Annotated in this window: 16 protein-coding genes; 5 read left to right on the plus strand and 11 right to left on the minus strand. The window is 41.1% G+C overall.

Features of this window, described 5'->3' with window-relative positions:
* Positions 1-105 precede the first annotated feature (105 nt).
* From AAG807_RS08345 to AAG807_RS08390, 10 genes are all read right to left on the minus strand, one after another.
* On the minus strand, positions 106-753 hold the full coding sequence (locus AAG807_RS08345) for a hypothetical protein (RefSeq protein ID WP_341902298.1): 648 nt from the start codon (positions 751-753) through the stop codon (positions 106-108).
* 367 nt (positions 754-1,120) lie between these two features.
* Complete coding sequence (locus AAG807_RS08350) at positions 1,121-1,498, minus strand: hypothetical protein (RefSeq protein WP_341902299.1); 378 nt, start codon at positions 1,496-1,498, stop codon at positions 1,121-1,123.
* 125 nt (positions 1,499-1,623) lie between these two features.
* A complete protein-coding gene (locus tag AAG807_RS08355) occupies positions 1,624-4,971 on the minus strand; it encodes a gliding motility-associated C-terminal domain-containing protein (RefSeq protein ID WP_341902300.1) in 3,348 nt (1,115 codons plus the stop codon).
* A gap of 143 nt (positions 4,972-5,114) precedes the next feature.
* Positions 5,115-6,509, minus strand: a complete 1,395-nt coding sequence (locus AAG807_RS08360; RefSeq protein WP_341902301.1) for an efflux transporter outer membrane subunit — start codon at positions 6,507-6,509, stop codon at positions 5,115-5,117.
* A gap of 19 nt (positions 6,510-6,528) precedes the next feature.
* Positions 6,529-9,672 carry an efflux RND transporter permease subunit gene (locus AAG807_RS08365; protein WP_341902302.1) on the minus strand — a complete coding sequence of 1,048 codons (3,144 nt, stop codon included), beginning with the start codon at positions 9,670-9,672 and terminating at the stop codon, positions 6,529-6,531.
* Positions 9,673-9,708: 36 nt separating this feature from the next.
* On the minus strand, positions 9,709-10,857 hold the full coding sequence (locus AAG807_RS08370) for an efflux RND transporter periplasmic adaptor subunit (RefSeq protein ID WP_341902303.1): 1,149 nt from the start codon (positions 10,855-10,857) through the stop codon (positions 9,709-9,711).
* Positions 10,858-11,178: 321 nt separating this feature from the next.
* Positions 11,179-12,093 carry a helix-turn-helix transcriptional regulator gene (locus AAG807_RS08375; RefSeq protein WP_341902305.1) on the minus strand — a complete coding sequence of 305 codons (915 nt, stop codon included), beginning with the start codon at positions 12,091-12,093 and terminating at the stop codon, positions 11,179-11,181.
* Positions 12,094-12,280: 187 nt separating this feature from the next.
* Entirely contained in the window at positions 12,281-12,781 is a 501-nt protein-coding gene (locus tag AAG807_RS08380) for a PaaI family thioesterase (RefSeq protein ID WP_341902307.1), read from the minus strand.
* Between the two features lie 82 nt (positions 12,782-12,863).
* Positions 12,864-14,045 (minus strand): acetyl-CoA C-acyltransferase, encoded by a 1,182-nt coding sequence (locus AAG807_RS08385; protein WP_341902309.1) that lies wholly within the window; start codon positions 14,043-14,045, stop codon positions 12,864-12,866.
* Between the two features lie 56 nt (positions 14,046-14,101).
* Entirely contained in the window at positions 14,102-14,692 is a 591-nt protein-coding gene (locus tag AAG807_RS08390; protein WP_341902311.1) for a TetR/AcrR family transcriptional regulator, read from the minus strand.
* A gap of 165 nt (positions 14,693-14,857) precedes the next feature.
* Between AAG807_RS08390 and AAG807_RS08395 the strand changes: the two genes are divergently transcribed.
* Positions 14,858-15,091 (plus strand): hypothetical protein, encoded by a 234-nt coding sequence (locus AAG807_RS08395; protein ID WP_341902313.1) that lies wholly within the window; start codon positions 14,858-14,860, stop codon positions 15,089-15,091.
* A 78-nt stretch (positions 15,092-15,169) separates the two neighbouring features.
* Here AAG807_RS08395 and AAG807_RS08400 read toward each other — a convergent pair whose 3' ends face one another.
* The gene (locus AAG807_RS08400) at positions 15,170-15,463 is read right to left on the minus strand and encodes a hypothetical protein (RefSeq protein WP_341902315.1); all 294 of its coding nucleotides are present in this window, start codon (positions 15,461-15,463) and stop codon (positions 15,170-15,172) included.
* 242 nt (positions 15,464-15,705) lie between these two features.
* Here AAG807_RS08400 and AAG807_RS08405 point away from each other — a divergent pair, with 242 nt between their 5' ends.
* From AAG807_RS08405 to AAG807_RS08420, 4 genes are all read left to right on the plus strand, one after another.
* A complete protein-coding gene (locus AAG807_RS08405) occupies positions 15,706-16,617 on the plus strand; it encodes a DUF72 domain-containing protein (protein ID WP_341902316.1) in 912 nt (303 codons plus the stop codon).
* 289 nt (positions 16,618-16,906) lie between these two features.
* Positions 16,907-17,296, plus strand: a complete 390-nt coding sequence (locus AAG807_RS08410; protein WP_341902318.1) for a hypothetical protein — start codon at positions 16,907-16,909, stop codon at positions 17,294-17,296.
* Between the two features lie 59 nt (positions 17,297-17,355).
* Positions 17,356-17,904, plus strand: coding sequence for a DUF4255 domain-containing protein (locus AAG807_RS08415; protein WP_341902319.1), 549 nt, complete (start codon positions 17,356-17,358; stop codon positions 17,902-17,904).
* A complete protein-coding gene (locus AAG807_RS08420) occupies positions 17,901-18,614 on the plus strand; it encodes a hypothetical protein (RefSeq protein ID WP_341902320.1) in 714 nt (237 codons plus the stop codon). Before AAG807_RS08415 ends, AAG807_RS08420 begins: the two co-directional genes overlap by 4 nt.
* Positions 18,615-18,630: the final 16 nt, after the last annotated feature.

Here is an 18,630-nt window from a genome sequence, read left to right on the forward strand (position 1 = left end):
AAAAGCTTGCCCGGTAGTTGAGCAATAATCAGCTCATTTGCAGATCAAATACCAAAACAATTTGAGTCACAACATCGAAGGTGGGATCGGAATCAAAGTTGGTGTTTAAAATTTATACCCAATAAAAACAGAAGCTATACCTCCCCATCCATTATCGGTCCTTTTATATGATAGTATTCCATCTCTAACATCCGTTTTAGATTGATACCAACCAATACCAAAATAAGAGCCTAAATAGAATCCTTTTACAATTGTGAATTTCACCCCATATCCAAGGTATGCTTCAGTACCGATTTTCGTTTCTTTTGCAGATGGTTCAAAAACAGTAGAATAATTTAATCTACGATAAAAATACCCCATATGAAATAATACAAATGAACTAAACCATTTCTCATCTCCAGTTGGATAAAACTTGTAATTCAATTCTCCACCAATGACTTTTTGATATGACCCCACTGCGAAATCACCAAGCCCAAACCGTGGACCTAAATCAATTTGGTGTTTTTTATAATTGATAGTAAACAAAACCGAAGCGGGTAATCCATCAGACGTTACCGATAGATTAAGGGCAAAACCATATCTTACAAGTTTTTTGGAGATTTCTTTTTCTTCATCCTCACGAATGGAATCAACCAACACGTTGTAATTGGTAGAGTACGACAAATTATTATCTAACTTTTCGTTTGAATATCTATTTTGAGCACTTCCTAAAAATGATAATGAGCAACAAAGTAGTATGATCTGTTTTTTCATGGGTACAAATTTTCAAAATAGTGGAAAATGTCATTTCAGTGAATTAGCTCTTGACTTTGCAAGTTTAATGCTTTTTTGATTTTTAGTTACACTTTTGCGCACTAAAAATCAGTTCGGTAGACTTTTACAACTAATTTACTCAATTGTGTGTAATTTCAATTAACCTGCAAGCTAAAATTCCTCCTTGCGGCTAATCAAAAACACAAAAGAATCCCCTCTTAACGTTGGAAGAAGTAGTTTTTTGCTGGTAGGTGTGAAAAATTTTTCACACCTACCAGCAATCACATCCGTATATAGAAACTTCTAAACAAAAAAATCCCCAATCTCGCATGCACGGGATTGGGGATTTTTTAAATTCTTGAATGAATTATTCCGCTTTCAATTGCTTGATAGACTCATCAATTTCTTTCGAAAGTTCCGGCATTTGTTTTTTCAGGTTTTCCATAGACTTGATTGTCTCTTCCTTAAACTCACCGTAACCGCTGCATTCTTTCATTTCTTTACGCAATTTCTCCTGACTTTCCTTGTCATTCTTTCCTTCGTAAATTTTCTTACATTTCGCTTCTTCCGCTTTATGTCCTTCGATAAATTTCTTTTGGAAAGTACCGTCAAAATTATGCTCACGATCACCTTTCATCATTTCCGTAGCCATGTCAGTACATTCGCACAATTCACTCTGTTTTGTACAAGATTGAATCGTCATGAATCCCAATCCGATTACGGCAATTAGTTTTAAATTTTTCATTCCTCTGAATTTAAGTTGAGTAAACATAGTAATATAATTCCGAATGCCGAATGCCGAGTTACGAATTCTAGAGGTCATCTTTCGGAATACTCCGATTGCTTCAGGCTAACTATGATGTCAACAGCTTACTTTATCACCGTAATATGACCTGTCAGATCATAGTGCACATCATCTTTTCCAAGCGCTGCAATTTTGTACGTGTAAATTCCATCCTGAACCACCTTTCCTTTATAAGTTGCATCCCAACCAAAATCCACCTCTTTCGATTCATAGATCACTTCTCCCCACCGGTCAAAAATGAGGATACGGAATTCGGAGATATTGGTGTACTTCACCCGGAAAATATCGTTGAATCCATCTCCTGTTCCCGGGGTGAACGAATTTGGAACATACAAGGTGGACGTTTCGGATAACCCGACATAGATGCTGTCAACTACAATACACCCATTCGCATCCATTACTGTAACAGCAAACCAATTGGAGCTGATAACTGTTGTGAATGGATTTTTGATCGCGTTATCATTCAGGCTTCCTTCACTCGACCAAAAGTAAACCAATGGCGCTGTTCCCCCAGTAGTTTGAGCATCCAGATGAACGACATTCCCATATTGCACATCCAGTGCATTTGTAGCTGTTGCATTGACAGACAATGGCGGGTAAAGCATAATCTGAATCGTCACAACACTATCACAAGTGCCTGTAGGAAATGTTTGCGTATAGGTTCCTGCTTGCGTGTAAGGGACATTATTGTGAATAAAGGTCTCACCAACACATATAGTATGTGTAATCGTGGAAAATTTAGCCGGTAAAACGGTTAAATGTAGTGTGGCAATGCTATCACAACCAGAAACCGTTGTAATGGTCTCGATATATGTTCCGGTGTTTTGATAATAGTTATTTCCCAGCAACACACTGTCCCCACTGCAAATGGTTGAATCCATTACTGACGGAACTCCATTTACACTCAAATAAGTAACTGTGAAATCATAACAACCGGCCACATTTTGGAGCGAATCAATATAAATACCTGAACTGTTGACAAAAACTCCCGGTCTGATTTCCAGACTATCTCCATAACAAATCACCACCTGATTGGTATCAATTTGCGATTCCAGAATCAAAACAGAAGTCTGGATGATGCTGTCACATCCGTTCACTGACTGCAAAACTTCGTTATAGACTCCGGGTTCGTAATAGGTTCCCGAAATCAAGATAGAATCTTCCGGACAAACAAAATAATCGTGGTTAACGATGCCGTTCATTGTTACATGATAGTTCATGTAAAACGTATCGATACAACCATTGATATTGACAATTTTTGAGATCTGGTAGATTCCCGTATCAGCAGGAGTCACCGGAATAAGAACCAAACTATCTCCAATGAATATCTGATTGGAAGGTGTAACCCATTCATAGGTTGTATGAACAGATGATGGAAAAACAATGTGTGAATTATTGCAGTCTGTAATTGCTTGCGGATCGATAAAGGTGATCGAATCTACTGTTACTTGTTTAGAGGAGGCATTTCCACACGCATCAAAAATCCGAACGGTGTAAATTCCAGCAATACTTACCAAAAAAGTATTGCTGTTTTGAAGCGGGAATAATTGAGGTCCTGCAATAATCTCGTATTGGTACGGAGCAACTCCTTTACTGGTATCGGGAATCAATTCCAGGTGTAAACTATTGTTGCACAAGATGGTATTATTGGTCAAAACATCCGGAAATTCATAGGGTTCAATGTTGATTGTATCAATGATCAGGGCACAAGGCATAGGAGTATCATTGATCTCATATTGTGGGATGGCTTCATACAGAAAGGTAATCTCGTATGGTCCGTCCGGTAAATTTAAAAGGGAATCATTGTTAAATGCCCCATAAAAACTAAAGATTTGATCCTTCAGGATTGTATCATTGATAAGATCACGGATTATTACATGTCCGCCGCCATTCATGGTATAGTAAATTCGGTTCTCACCCGGACAGCCTTTTCTATAACTATGATTGTAACCCAAACTGGTCACATCCTGTGGAAGAATGGTAAACGAACCCGGAAGTTCATTTCCGCAATCGTCTATTACTTGGTAGGTATAAGTTCCTACTGCCAGATTGCTTATAAAGAAGTAATTTATTCCTGGAATAGTATCGGGATAGGAATAGGTGTCGGAATAAGCAAATTCAGGATTTGTACTTCCTAAAGTTGCAGGGCCGGAGAGCAAAACAAGTCTTGAATTCGTGCCGAAACCACTGGTTCCGACTCGGTAAGTTCCAACAACAGAATCAATACAGGCATCGTATAGGACACTCCCACCGTTTATAACTGGCGGAGCTTCACCTGGAATTAAATAATCTTCTTCGAATGTCTGACCACAGCCATCCGTAATCACCAAATGATAGTTTTCTCCAGGTACCAATTCATCCACAATCGATACTCCGGCAATCATTGAATTTCCGGGAACAGTTACGGAAGTAACAATTCCTGTGGATAAATCGGTCAACGTATAACTTACCGGAGGCATCAGAAAGGTGTGATAAGTTAAATAAGGGTTTGGAAGATTTGTAAATGATGCATTGACCGAATTCCCACATTGGTTAAAACTGTAACTCGGATAAAAGTTAAACGGATAAGAATTTAGTAAAGGTGAAGTCACCTGGTACCCGCAGCTATTGGTAACAGTTACCTGAACAAAATCCCCATAGGTCAATCCCGGAATTGTTTGTGCAATCTGAATATACCCGTGAAGATCCAATTGGGATGAATCGATAAAAGTCTCTGTTGCTGTTGTGAAAGTTCCGTTTGAAGTAGTGTATTGATAAGTCAATGGATAACGTAATTCATCCAACGTCAGATAAAATGAAATGCGCATAGTATCACATCCAATCTTTTCAGCAGTCAAATCACTTCCAAACATCATATCGGTACCGGGATCCTCAATAGTCACGGCAATCGTTCGCAGGTTGTTGCAGGCATCTATTGCCCGTATACTGTAATTTCCAGCTGAAAGATTCGGAAATAAAGAACTGCTTTGAATGGGGCTGGCAGGACCGGATGCAGGAAACAATTGCCAGGTAAATGGCGCTAATCCTGTATTCGGGATTAGGTTTCCGACCAAACTTCCGGTATTATCTCCGGGACAATAGGGCGCAACTTTCACAGGATCAAAATCGACAATGGAATACGTTCCGGCAACCGTCACATTTTGGGGAGAATGGTGTCCGGCTGCGTCAGTAACATCAATCGAATAATTCCCTGGAGGAAGTGACGTAAATGAATTATTGGTTTGAACAGGTTGAGTTACAGGACCTGAAACAATACTGTAAGTAAGTGGTGGATTTGAAGTTGAAGCAGTTATTGTAATACCGCCATTGTTGGCGCAGGTACTCACCGAAGGTGTAACGGCAGTTACCGTTAACTGACCAAAAAGTGTTCCTGATATCAGAAACAAAAAAGAAATAAGTATCGAAAACTTCATGGAGGTGTGTATAGCTAAGCTTAAATAAAAAATCAGTTCAGTCCATTGAAAGACGTAGCTCAACCCGATCAGTTGCGTTTATTACAAATAAAAAAGGCGATTAATCTTCAAATTAACCGCCTTTCATTTTATTGATAAATCAACTATTTCCAGCCTCCTCCAAGTGCCCGGTACAAATTGACAACGGATTGCAACTGATCCAATTTGTCGTTGATCCCATTCATTTGAGCTGAAATGAGATTTTGCTCGGAGCTTAAAACGTCTGTGTAATTCGTTCCGGAACGGTTACTGATCAATTCCTGGGTGTTTTCAACTGCCACTGTCAAGGATTCGATCTGCATTTTGCGGATCCGCTCTCTTTCGGTAGCATTCTGGTAGGCATAAAGCGCGTTCGAGACTTCCATCCCACTTCGTAAAATCACATCCTGAAAATTGTAGAATGCAATTTGTTGATCCGCCTTCGCTGTTCTCAAACGCGCTTTATTCTGACCTCTGTTAAAAATGGGCTGAGTGAGCCCACCAATGATGTTATAGAAAATGGACTGACTGAACAAATCCTGAATCTTGAAGCTTGCAAACCCACCATTCGCCGTTAATGTCAACGACGGATAGAAATATGTTTTTGCCACATTGGTGTTTTCAAAAGCTGCAATGAATGAATATTCCGCAGCCTGAACATCCGGTCTGTTTTTCAATAATTGAGAGGAAACTCCCAAACGCAAATCCGTATAGATTACCTGCTCATCCAATGTGCCGCGTGTAATCTTTTCAGGACCACGAGCCAGGAGGTAATTCAATAGGTTTTCTGCTTGCCAGATTTGGTTTTGCAGTTCCGGAACCATGACTTCTGCCGCATATTGATTCGCTTGACTTTGCAATACTTCAGCACTGGTAATCTTCCCTGATTCCTGTAAAGCGGTTAGTGTTTCCACCTCTTTTTTGCGGATTTCAATGGTTTCCTGTGTGATTTTCAATTGCTTGTCGAAAGCCAACAAGTTGTAATACGCATTGGAAATGTCAACAATCAATTGGGTCTGGATAGCGCGTTTCGAGGCATCGCTTTGCAACATTCCTGCAATGGCACCTCTCTTGGCGCTTCGCAGTTTTCCCCAAATATCTGCTTCCCAGGATGTTCCCAACTGGATACGATTGGTATGCGTGGTCAATTTGATAAAACCAATAGGCGCATTGACAGCACGACCTGACTGTTTTGCATCTGTGGAATTGACATCCAACTGCAAACTCGGCAAAAAAGCCATTTTAGTTTGCTTCAAATACGCCTGACTGCTATTGATTCGCTCAACGGCTTGTTTCAGGTTCAGGTTTTGTGCAAGCCCCTTTTCAATCAGGTCTTGTAAGATTGGATCTGAAAAAAGCTTTTTCCATTCCAAGTCAGCCATTGAAGTGGTATCCGTCGATGTATTATCACGGTACAATTCAGCTGATTTCACCTCATCCGGTCGCTCATAACGGGTTGTCACACAACTGGAAACAACGAGTATCAAAGCAAATAAGACGGTATCTATTGTTCGTTTCATTTTCATGGATTGATTCATTTTAATGTGCGATTTCTTCATCTGCCTCAGCAGATTCATCTTGGATTGGTCTCACTCTTTCCTGCAATCTTTGGAAAACGATGAACAGGATTGGAATCACCAGGACTCCGAAAATAGTTCCTATCAACATTCCTCCGACTGCTCCCGTTCCGATCGACGTATTTCCTGCAGCTCCAACTCCGGTTGAAAGCATCAACGGCAATAATCCGAAGATAAAGGCAAATGAAGTCATCAGGATCGGTCGAAGACGGGCAGTTGCACCACTTACAGCAGCATCCACAATGCTCATTCCGTTCTTTCTGCGATCCAGTGCATATTCTACAATCAGGATCGCATTTTTTGCCAGAAGTCCCACCAACATCACGATGGTGATCTGCGTATAGATGTTATTGTCCACTTCAAAGATTTTATCGAAGATGAATACTCCGGACAAACCGATTGGAAGTGAAATCAGAACGGCAAGCGGCAGAATGTAACTTTCGTATTGTGCACACAACAGGAAGTAAACAAAGACCACCACCAATAAGAAAATATACAAGGTCTGATTTCCTCCGGCACTTTCTTCTCTTGTCAACCCGGAAAACTCATAGGAATATCCTGCAGGCAGACTCGTTTTGGCGACTTCTTCGATTGCCTTCATGGCATCTCCGGAACTGAATCCTTTATTCGGCGTACCATTCACGGAGATTGCGGTGAATAAGTTGAAACGGGAAATCACTTGCGGACCGTAGACCTGTTTCATCGTGATGAATTCGGAGATCGGAGCCATTTCTCCGGTTGTATTCCGGACATAGATCGAATTCAAACTTTGGATATTCTTTCTGCTTCCCGGTTCTGCCTGGTAAATGACGCGGTATTGTTTTCCAAACTTATTGAAGTTGGAAGCATAGACTCCACCGTAATATCCTTGCAACACACTCATCACATCATTCACGGTCATTCCGGCCTGTTTGATTTTCGGCACATTGATATCAATCTGATATTGCGGGAAATTCGGATTGAACGAGGTTGTTGCATATTGAATTTCCGGTCGTTGAGCCAAAGCTCCCAAGAAGTTCTGCGCCACATTGTTGAATTCATTGATATCTCCTCCGGATTTATCCTGTAACTGGAATTCAAATCCGGCAGTATTTCCGAATCCTTGAATCGTTGGCGGAGAGAAGAATATGATTCGGGCATCTTTGATGTGTGCTGTTTTCGCGAACAGTTCTTCAATAATTTGTTTCACATCGCGTTTGCGTTCATCCCATAGTTTCAATCTAGCCAGAACCATTCCGTAGGAACTTCCCGAACCGGAGATGATTGAACGACCCACTACTCGCAAGGTGAATTTTGTTTCCGGAACAGAGCGAACGATGTTGTCAATTTCTGAAAGCACTTCTGCTGTGCGTTCCTGCGAAGTTCCCGGAGCTAAAGTGATATCGGAGAAAATGGTTCCCATATCTTCTGCCGGAACAAATCCTTTTGGTGTGGTTTTCATTCCCCAAACCAGTAAGCCGGTAAATATGGCTAAGATGAAAACAACAATCCATTTTTTTCCACTCAGGAAAGAAACCGAACGCTTGTAACGATTCGTCAATTTACCAAAAGAAGTATTGAACGCCACATTGAAACGCATCATGAAGGTTTTCTTCTGACCCTGTTCGTCCTTATGCGGTTTCAATAACAACGCACAAAGCGCCGGACTCAGCGTCAAGGCATTTACAGCCGAAAGAATAATAGCAATGGCCAATGTCAACCCGAATTGTTTGTAAAAAACTCCTGTCGATCCTTGAATAAAGCTTACCGGGACAAATACCGCAGCCATAACCAATGTGATTGAAACAATGGCTCCGGTGATTTCATCCATTGCATCGATCGTTGCTTTTTTGGACGATTTATATCCTTCATCCAGTTTCGCATGAACGGCTTCCACCACCACGATGGCGTCATCCACCACGATACCGATTGCCAGAACCAATGCGAACAAGGTCAGGAGGTTGATACTGAATCCAAACAGGTTCAGAAAGAAGAACGTACCGATAATCGCTACCGGAACACTGATTGCCGGAATGAGCGTGGAACGGAAATCCTGTAAGAACAGGAATACTACCAGGAACACCAATATAAATGCTTCGATAAGCGTATGGAATACTTTCTCAATGGACGCATCCAGGAAATCGTTTACGTTTACGATAGTGGTATATTTCACTCCTTTCGGAAAGGATGCCTGTGCGTCATCCAGTACTTTCAAGGTTCCTTCAATTACTTCCTGTGCATTCGATCCGGCAGTTTGATTCACTGCAACTCCTAAACCGAATTTTCCATTTACTCTTACCGAACTGGCATAACTTTGCGCTCCCAGTTCAATGCGAGCAATGTCTTTCAAATATAAGATCTCACCATCTTCTCCTACCCGGATCACGATATTGCTGAATTCGGTTTCCTCTTTCAGACGACCTTTGTACTTGATGGTGTACTGATAACTTTGATCTCCCTGCTCACCGAATTGACCAGGAGCCGCTTCGATATTCTGCTCCGCCAAAGCCTTGTTGACATCATCTGGTACCAAACCGTAACTCGCCATCGCATCCGGTCTGAGCCAAATCCGCATGGAGTAATCCATTAACCCGAAAGCAGTTGCATCTCCAACCCCTTTGATCCGTTTGATTTGAGGAATCAGGTTGATGTTTGCGTAGTTCTGCAAAAAGGTTTGATCGTATGTGGAATCTTCACTGTACAAGTTAAAGATCAACAAGTTACTCGCCTGACGTTTGGTGGTAACTACTCCGGCGCGAGTTACCTCTGCAGGAAGCAAACTCGTCGCTCTCGAAACACGGTTTTGAACATTCACCGCAGCCAGATCCGGGTTGGTTCCCAGTTTGAAATAAACGGTGATGGTTGCCGTTCCGTCATTTCCGGCAGTGGAAGTCATGTAAGTCATATCCTCCACTCCATTGATTTGTTCTTCGAGCGGGATAACGACATTGTTGAGTACCACATCCGCGTTTGCTCCCTGATAGGAAGCAGAAACCTGGACTGTTGGCGGTGCAATATCCGGATATTGGGAAACTGGAATAGCCACAAGGCCCAAAATTCCAAGAATCACGATCAATATCGAGATAACCGTAGATAACACGGGTTTTTCTATGAATCTTTTAAACATAATTCGATTTTAAGAATTGAATGATACGGAAGAATCTTATGGATTCAATTCTGTATAAATAGCTTTTGGGTCTGCCTTTACAGGTTTGATCTTCATTCCGTCTTTCAAGAATTGAATTCCTTCCAGTACGACTTGATCTCCCAATTTCACGCCTTTGGTTACAATATAGAAATGACCGCTTGTTGCTTCCATCACTTCTACATTCACCATGCTGATCGCTCCACCTTTTCCAACTGTATAAACGAATTTCTTCCCTTGTACGTCGGCTACTGCGCGTTGCGGAATTAAAAAGCCTTGGGAAATTTCTTGCGGGATCTGGATTTGAGCACTTCCCCCACTGCGTAGCAAATTCAAACTGTTTGAGAATGTTGCACGGATTCGGGCTGATCCGGTTTGTTGATCGATCAATCCATTGATAGAACCGATCACTCCTTTGTCCGGGTATAAAGAGCCATCCGAAAGAATCAATGAAACAGCCGGTGTGTTTGCAATTTTCGCTTTCAGGTCTGCTCCTTTTGTGTTGCGGATGAATTCCAGTAATTGTTTCTCATTCATGGAGAAATACGCATAGATCTTCGAAATATTGGAAACGGTCGTCAAAGGTTTCGCCATGTTACTTGAAACCAGGCTTCCCGTCTTAAAGGTCAAACTTCCGATCACTCCGTCAACCGGACTGGAGATACGTGTATATCCCAAATTCACATTGGCATTGACTAATGTTGCTTCTGCCTGAGCCAAATCAGCCAAGCGTGATTGTAGAGTCAAATCAGCTTCCTGTAATTCGTACTTATTCACAATGTTCTTATCTACCAGGGATTTGGTTTTTTGAACCTGTAAACGTGCTACGCTTACTCCAGCCTCGGCACTTTTTACGGATGCACGCGCTGTGCGCACCAATTGTTCGTATTGTGGTGCTGAAATAGTGAATAATACCTGACCTTTTTTAACAAACTGACCTTCATCAACGAAGATCTTTTCTACAAATCCGTCAATTTTAGGATGAATATCCACATTTTCTATTCCTTCTAAAGTTGCAGGGTAAGTTGTTTGGATCGTTGTATTTTGTTGTTCAAGGGTTAACACCTGATAAGGCCTGATTCCGCCAGCTGGCGCGGGAACTTCTTCTGAACTACAAGAAGCCAGAAGTACTAACGACAATGCCGCCAGTAAGTGGTTTGTTTTCATTACAATCATAAATTTTTGTCTTTTTAAAACTCTACAATGGGGCTTAGTAAGAGTTTGAATCTTGTTACTGTTGTTAACTATTGGGGCAAATTCCAATGCAAAGGTGTTTCAAAGTCAGAATAAAAACTTATTCAATTCATGCAATTAATTATGTAAATCAAACAATTCACTTTTTTTAACTAATTACTCGATTGCCACGATCCTGATAGCTATCGGGACACGATTTTTTTGCGCTCCTACCGTTAGCGCTTATTCCTCTTATACTATCCAATTTATTTTACAACTAAGCCCGCATAACACAAGATGCTGATAATCTACATCTTACACAGATTCCCGAAACGATTTGGGAGTCAGTTGTGTTTGCTTCTTGAAGAAATTATTGAAATTGGATGGATGCTCAAACCCTAAGGTATAAGCAATCTCAGCAACGGAACTATCCGTATGTCGCAGTAAAGCCTTGGCTTCATTGGCAAGTCGTGAGGAAATGATTTCTGTAGTACTTCGTCCCGTAACGTCTTTAATGGAGCGATTCAGATGATTCACATGAATCTCCAGTTTCTCCGCAAAATCACTTGGCTTTTTCAACGCCAGGGATTGATCCGAAGAGTCGATCGGGAATTGTCTTTCGAGCATTTCCATGAATAAAGCAGTTAACACAACGGATGCAGCGGGCTTTTTATCTTCATGGATATTTTGGAAACACAGTTTGTTTGTATGATGGAGTAAGAGGTGTAAATAATGAACGATCACTTCGTATTTTTTGACATAATCCCCTTCCACCTCATCGTGAATCTGCTCAAAGATGAACTCAAAAATCTTCGCTTGTTCATCCGTTAACGGATATACCGGATTCATTGCCATATTCATCAATGGGGTATCCCTGAAAAGCGTATCCAACAAGTAGTTTTCAATAAAATGACTATTGAACAAGCAGAAAGATCCTTGCTGGTCTTCGGAAATCGGCTCCCAGACATGCGGAACATTTCGATGATAAAAAACAAGTGTTTTTCCGGAAATCGGGACTTTCGAATCTTCGAAATGAATGATCCCGTCTCCTACTACCAGTGAAATCTTGTTAAAATCAGTCCGGTGCAGCTCCGTGATACGGGCACACTGGATTTGTCCTCGCTTAAAGACATTGAAGTGACTCATTTTAGACAAGTGGGAAAACTGTTCCATCGTTCCCTTGTTCAAAATACTTGCATAAAATTCCTGTAAAGTCAATAACCCATTCATGGCGTAGAATTATGTTTTTCAAATATACAGCTTTTCAAATTATCAATTATGAACGTAATTATCAAGAGCAATTTCAACCTTGCCGAAACTACAGGTGTTAGTTTAAGAATTCAATCAAAAGGTTCAAAAAGTTAAAGTGTTCAATTCGAACATTTGAACTTTTGAACTTTTGAACTTTTGAACATTTTCAACTATTACTTAAAAGCATACAAGTCGAAACTCCATACGCATATTTTTTGCCTTGTGAATCGGTTAACTCGGCTTCCACCAAAGCTGTCGAATTTCCCAAATGGATCATTTTTCCTGTTGCGGTCAAAACTCCTGATTTAGCATGCACCATTTTCAAAAAATTGACCTTCAGTTCCAAAGTCGTATAAACCGTTCCTTTTGGTAACAAGGAGTGAAGTGTGCAGCCCATTGCTGAGTCCAGGATAGCTGTGATCACTCCACCGTGCACACTTCCATTGGGATTGTAATGAAATTCCTGCGGCTCAAAATAAAAACTCGCTTTTCCTTCTTCCAATTCACCCAATGAAAAATCAAGTGTATTAATCAAAGGAGAAGCCGGAGCCTCCCCTCTTTTGATTGCCAATAAATATTCCAAGCCTGAAAGGCCTTTAGATAATTCTACTCCTTCCAAGGGGTTTCCCCAAGAATAGACACGTTCACGTTGCTTTGTTAATTCCATACTTCTTAGGTTAAAAGGGTTCAATAAAAAGGTTCAAAGTTGAATACCCTCACTTTTGAATTTTGCCTTTTGAATTTTGAATTTATTGTACGTTCTCAATCAGCATCGCCGTAGCGCCGCCGCCGCCGTTACAGATAGCTGCCATTCCGTATTTGGCGTTTTGTTGTTGCAAGGTATGTGTGAGCGTGACTAAGATACGTGCACCTGAAGCTCCCAAAGGATGTCCGATTGCGACAGCACCGCCTTTCACATTCACTTTTTCCAGATCTATGCCAGCTAAACGTGAGTTGATGATCGGAACATTGGAATACGCTTCGTTTAGTTCGAAGTAATCGATCTCATCCACTCCGACACCGGCTTTTTGAAGGGTTTTCTCCATCGCAATTGACGGCGAAGTGGTGAACCATTCGGGAGCTTGGGCTGCATCTGAAAAAGCGACGATTTTGGCCAAAGGTTTCAAGTGGTGTTCTTTCAGAAACTTTTCCGAAACGATAATCAGGATTGCAGCACCATCATTCAAATTGGAAGCATTGGCAGCAGTAATTGAGCCGTCGGATTCAAAAATCGGTTTCAACTGGCTGACTTTTTCCGGATTCAGTTTCTCGATATCTTCATCCGTATCGTAAACGAATTCGCCCCTTTTCGTTTTCACTGTAACCGGGGTGATCTCATCCTTAAAACTTCCTGATAGGCGAGCATTTTTCGCTTTTGAAAAAGACTTCAAGGTGTATTCATCCTGTTCTTCCCTGGAAATCCCATACTTCGTATTGGCCAATTCAGCAGCACTTCCCATATGGAAATCGTGGTATGGATCCCATAGCCCATCCTTGAGCATTCCATCAATAAACTGCTGATTCCCTGTTTTGTGTCCCTCGCGATGATTTTCGATGTAATAAGGTGCATTCGACATGCTTTCCATTCCACCAGCAACAACTACATCGCTTTCTCCTAAAAGAACCGATTGAACGGCATAGGAAACCGATTTGATCCCAGAAGAACAGATCTTATTGATCGTTGTCGCATCGACTTCATCCGGAATTCCGGCAGCACGGGCGGCTTGCCTGGCCGGAGCCTGACCTACATTTGCAGAAAGTACATTTCCCAAAATCACCTCATTCACATCACCTGGTTTGATTCCGGCTGAACTGAGTGCATTTTTGATGACTTCCGCTGCCAACTGAGGCGCGGAGAATGATGCCAAAGACCCCATGAAACCTCCGGTTCCGGTTCTTTTAGCTGCTAAGATGTATGCGTTGTTTTCCATTTTGTTTTTTATATTATCACAATATACCAATCGGTATATTTTTAGGTAAAAAAATTTCAATTCCTTATTTCCGAAATCATTTTCCGGATCAGGTTCAAGTTCGACATTAGATGCCTTTTATTGTTCAGTGTCTTGGAAAGCAAAACTCCTCCTTCAATCAAAGACAGGAAATTGTCAGCAAATTCTCCCGGATTGGTCTCTGAAGTAAAAAATGACTTCTTCACACCATATTCAACCACACTTTCCACATGTCGGTGCCATTCGACTAATGCAGAACGAACTCTTTGGTATAACATGGGATTACTATCATCACAATCAGTTGCTGTATTCAAAATGGGACAGCCACCAGCGAACACCACTTTTTCAAAAACATCCGCATAGAAATCCACATAAACCAATAACTGTTCTGTGGGATCCTTCAATCCAAGAGAACGGCTCACGATCCCATTCCTGATTTTTTCCAGGTTGTAATCAAAAGCTGCCGCTGCCAATTCATTCTTGTCTTTGAAGTTTCCGTAAATACTTCCTTTTGTAAGCTTCGTTGCAGCCGTGATATCCGAAATAGAAGTTCCCTCGTATCCCTTGCTATTGAAAATGGGAGCCGTTGTTTCTATGATGAATTGTCGCGTACGTTCTGCTTTTGTCATGAATGTTGATTCAAATCCAAAGCAAATGTAATTGATTTTTTTAATTAAATACCATTTGGTATATTTTTATATCTTTTTTGCATTTTAAATCAAAGACGGGATGAAATAGTTCCTCAAAATCAATAATTTCAATATATTTCGTTCCGAATTGTTTTTCAATGCATTATGAGTGAAGATACCATTGTATGGCTTTGTATTGGCGGGTTTGTGATTCTTGCTGTTGTGATTATCATTTTGGTCAATTGGCTAACTGCCAGAGGAAACCAACGGAGAGCCAATAAAATGATGAAAGACATGAAGGGCGGGACTTACGAACCGAACAAGAAATATATGGGAAACCAGGGCAGCTGGGAAACGGGTGATGATAACTATACAAATAGCGAATACAACAGACATTGAGTCAGTGTTCAAAATGTTCAAACTAATCAGGCAGTAGCCAATAGAAATTAGGCAATAGCAGAATCAGCTAAATTTGAACTACTTCACAAACAAAGCCGGGTATTCCTCTTCTTGATTTATAAAAAATTTGATTTCAGCGGGTAAGTTTGTCCGACCGAACAATCTGGAAACAGGATCACCTGTTCCTTCGCTAAAATAAGATTCCAGGTTTCTGTATTGAACGATCTCCACGCTCTTGATAATGTCTTCTCCCAACCAGTAAATATTCTTGATTTTACCGTAAGAAAAAACTTTCAATCCGATTCCTTGCAGATCCGGAATGATGTCAGAGAATTCTATCAAATCCTTGACAAGTCTAACAGGTATAGCCATAACACAACATTTTTATTTTCAGCTAATTATAGGTAAATTTCAATCTGCTGTTTTTAGAATACACCGGAAAGTTACGACTTTTTATCAGTGCCCTGAACAAGAACTTTTGAACAGATTTAAAACTTAACATTCTGTTCACATTGCATTCCTCTATTCTATCCGTGAATTCCATTTTCAAGTTGTTCAAAACCACCTCTTCTTCAATCAATCGGTACGAAACACATTTTTAAGTAATTTCGTTTATGGAATTCGGGAAAATAGATCGCGCTTTACTGGATAAGGTAAACTTTCGTCTACCAAATGATGGTTTGTATACTCAACAATTGAAACCTGCGATTGAGCAACCGAAACTGTTTCTCGGTGGAGCAAAATGGGGAAGAAAAGAGTGGGTCGGACTCATTTACCCCGCCAAAACGAAAGAATCCGAATTCCTGGATCATTACATCAAAAACTTCAACGGAATTGAACTCAATACAACCCATTACCAGATCTATCCCGCGGCGACCATTCAGAAATGGACGGATAAAGCTGCAGGAACAGATTTCAAGTTCTGTCCGAAATTTCCTCAATCCATCAGTCATTACAGCGACCTTTCCGGTACGAAAGCATTTGCAGAAACCGACCGTTTCCTGGGCTCCATTTTCAACTTCGGTGCACACTTGGGTCCATCATTTCTTCAACTAAGTGAGCGATTCGGTCCGCAACGAAGAGAGGCACTTTTCAATTACCTTCAAAAATTACCTAAAGACTTTCCCGTAACCCTGGAAGTCCGTCATCCGGATTGGTTTGGAAATCCTGAAATCCGAACCGAATTGTTCCAGGTTCTCCATGAATTATCCATTGGAGCTGTTATCACGGATGTTTCCGGAAGGAGAGATTGTACGCACATGGAAGTCACTTCTCCGGTTACATTTATCCGGTTTGTTGGAAATGGGCTTCACACTTCTGATTATGAACGAATTGACGACTGGGTAAAGCGAATGAAATCCTGGCTACAAAAGGACATTAGAGAAATTCATTTCTATATGCATCAGCCGGATGAACTCTATACACCACAATTGACGGATTATCTGATCAGGGAATTGAACAAGCACTGTGGTCTATCGCTCACCCCGCCAAAACTGATCGGACAAACGGGAGACCTTTTCGGGTAAGGTGCAATTATGAATGGTCGAATTATCAATTATCAAGCAGTTTCTACCTACAAACTACCTTGATAATTCAATCATTGCTAATTTCATATTTTAAACTTTCTGTTGAAATTTCATTTATTTTTCGGGGAACCCCTTGTCGGTTTCAAACAATTATTACCTTTATCGCTCACTGTTCACTAATTCCAATGGTCAAAACCATTATACCATTTTTCACAATCTCTTGCGTAACGAGTTTAAACTTGGTGTATCATCCTTTTGGGATTGATCGGAATGACACTATACACACAACATGCCTCAAAACAAATTTGCCATTGCCCGCTATGCACTCATCGATGAGTTGCTTCAGAAAAATCCCTATGTAAAAACCTCCACCATTACTGAAACCTGCAAACGGAATCTCGGATATGAGGTTTCCCAGCGGACTATTCAGCTGGATTTGAATTCGATGAAGAACGATACCTTTCTCGGATTACTCGCCCCGATTGAATATTGCACCAAGAGAAAGGCCTATTACTACAAGGATTCGGATTATCAATTCGGTTATCAGCAATTGAATCTCACGGAAGTGGATCTGCTTGAGAATGTCTGCAAAATCGCTGCAAGCCATTTGAAACCGGACCAACGGATCATTCTTGGAGACGTCCTGTTTAAAATCAAGAAAAGATATATGGCGAAATAAAATTTCGCCATCTGAACTTATCCTTGTAAGCTATATTATTTTTCACCATTCACCGAGTTATGATTTTCGAGGCAATACAACTGCTTTCCGTACAATTGAACGACTACTTGAAGATCCGCTTCAGGTTGACGGAGGATATTGTCTTCATTTCACCGATCAAGGATTCAGCGAAAGCCTTCCCGAACCGGGTTGGGATAACACTCGTAGGATTGGAACGTGAAACAGCGGGAGGAATCAGCTTTCAAAGGAGGACCATTTCAGATTCCACTTCGGCACAAAGTGCTCCATCCTGGCAAGTCAGTTTGAACCTATTGATCTCCGTCATTTTCCAGGAAAAACAATACGAAGAATCACTCCGCTTATTTTCAGCTGTCATTGCGTTCATCCAAAAGAACAACATGATCCGGTCGGCAAATGAAAACCTGTCTTTTTCCCTGGAGGTTGTGAATCTGAGCTTACATGAACTATCCAACCTTTGGAGTATTTCGGGGGAAAACTATTATCCGTCTGTGGTTTGCAAGATCCGATTGCTGGAAGTAGACGCCGGAGAGATCATCGATCTTTCTCACATTATTTCCAAACCGGAAAGTAATACGCAATTGAAATGAATCGGCAAGGGGCATATCGTATCTGGCTTAAGCTTGTCATCAAGCATGCCTATTTCGATACGCAACAATGCGGCTTGATTCTGGAACCGGATTCCATTACAAACAGATTGCTTCAAAAGGCGGGGATTCTACTGAAACAGCAAAATTCATGTACCTGGATCCTGGTAGCGGAAGATGAAATCAAGTTAGATACGGAAATCAATTTGTGTTTTCAACTCAAAACGAAACAAGCGGATTTTTACTATTACACAGACCAATCTACGGTTGACGATAAATCCTGGTCACTTTCAGACTATAATAAATCCGGAATCTGGAAATTATTGATGATTCCTGTTACTGATAAACGAATTGGTGCAACCGATCCCGAAACAATTGAAATTCAACTGAACAGTGCTTTAAAACACATTGAATTCCTGGTATTCCCGAATCAGTCCTACCCCATGGAACCCTTGGAAGTACGCGAGCACCGTGGGAAAGTACTGTTTGATAAACGGGAAGAACTGCCCCTTCCGGGAACGGAGAAAACAGTATTCCGCTTTGTTTCTTCGGAGACATTGCCCTTGAAACAACAGAGTGCCTATCAATTCCATTTGTGGGAACTTCGAAACAGCGGAGAAAACTTACTGAGCAGACTTCCTGATTTCCCACTGGTCCAATCGCTTTCACCTTTCAGTCCGAAGGATACTATAACAAGCTACATCTATTTATAAATCAATACAATAAATC

The sequence above is a fragment of the Fluviicola taffensis DSM 16823 genome, from assembly GCF_943372375.1.
In the GTDB taxonomy this organism is placed as follows: Bacteria; Bacteroidota; Bacteroidia; order Flavobacteriales_D; family Crocinitomicaceae; genus Fluviicola; species Fluviicola taffensis_A.